Genomic DNA, 1,215 nt, shown 5'->3' with positions numbered 1-1,215 from the left:
AACCCTTATGTCTTGATCTTCTCCGCCTTAGCGGAGAAGATCCCCGACTGATCATCGGGAGATAGCCGGTGAGCTCCCCCTAACCCTAGTGCCTATGAGCCCGTGGGAGAGATTGTGCCCCGGCTGTCTATTTCCCTGTCGCCTTCTAGACCGAACGGTATCCTGTGCCTATGAGCACCCACATATAAGGATGGTCCGGCGATAAATTTCAGACATGGTTATGGAGTGCCATAATGCGTAGAACCCCTGTCGGCGTTGATATCGCCAAACACAAATTTGATGTCGCCGTACTGCTGGACAATCAGAAGTATAAAACCAAAAAGTTTGCCAATACCCCTTCTGGATGCCGCGAGTTCGCAGCCTGGTTGAGCCGCTTTGGCGACTGTCATGTCTGCATGGAAGCCACCGGGAGCTACAGTACGGAACTGGCCACTTATCTGGCAGACAACAACTACCACGTCAGTCTGATGAATCCGGCGTGTATCCATTCCTTCGGCAATACAGAACTGGCCCGGAACAAAACGGACAAAAGCGATGCAGCGATGATAGCCCGCTACTGCGCACTGCATCAGCCTGACCCGTGGTTCCCAGCCCCGTTGAGTGAGCGCCAGTTGACCGCGTTGGTCAGGCATCTTAAGAACCTGGAAGAGATGCGTCAGATGGAAGAAAATCGCCTGGAGGTGGCCGAAGCAGTCATCGTCCCTTCACTCAATGAGCACATCGCCACGTTGGATGAACTGATACGAGAAACGAAGAAGAAAATCAGTCAGCACATCGATGATAACCCTGACCTGAAACGGGACAGCGAGTTGCTAAAAAGTATCCCTGGAGTGGGAGAGATGCTGAGCTCCAGCCTGCTGGCCTTCGCAGGAAACCTGCGTCGGTTCACCAGCAGCAAGGCCCTGGTAGCGTACGCAGGACTAAATCCACAGCGATGTGAGTCGGGGATGTTTAAAGGGAAAAGCCGGTTATCGAAAGTGGGACACGGTGAGCTACGAAGCGCGTTATACATGCCCGCGGTGGTGGCAAGCCAATACAATGTTGTGGTTAAAGACTTAACAGAAAGGCTGAAGCTGCGTGGGAAATCGGGCAAAGAGAGAGTGTGTGCGGCGATGCGAAAACTGCTGCAACTGGCCTATGGTGTGGTGAAATCAGGAAAGACATTTAATGCGGAAATACCGCTTGCCGGATAGCCGACAAGACGGTATCTCTCCC

1 protein-coding gene is annotated in these 1,215 nt (G+C 52.9%); it reads left to right on the top strand.

Going from position 1 to position 1,215, the window contains the following annotated elements; translation table 11 throughout:
- Positions 1-233 precede the first annotated feature (233 nt).
- The gene (locus tag ACMV5I_RS29450) at positions 234-1,193 is read left to right on the top strand and encodes an IS110 family transposase (RefSeq protein ID WP_046807998.1); all 960 of its coding nucleotides are present in this window, start codon (positions 234-236) and stop codon (positions 1,191-1,193) included.
- Positions 1,194-1,215: the final 22 nt, after the last annotated feature.

The sequence above is a fragment of the Serratia sp. T13T92 genome, assembly GCF_047530105.1.
GTDB lineage: Bacteria > Pseudomonadota > Gammaproteobacteria > Enterobacterales > Enterobacteriaceae > Chania > Chania fonticola.
The sequence above is the reverse complement of the archived record's forward strand: the minus strand, read 5'-3'. Positions and strand labels throughout refer to the sequence as shown.

Excerpts from the sequence above, each read along its gene's own strand:
- ACMV5I_RS29450 (WP_046807998.1), top strand. The coding sequence starts at position 234 with ATGCGTAGAACCCCTGTCGGCGTTGATATCGCCAAACACAAATTTGAT.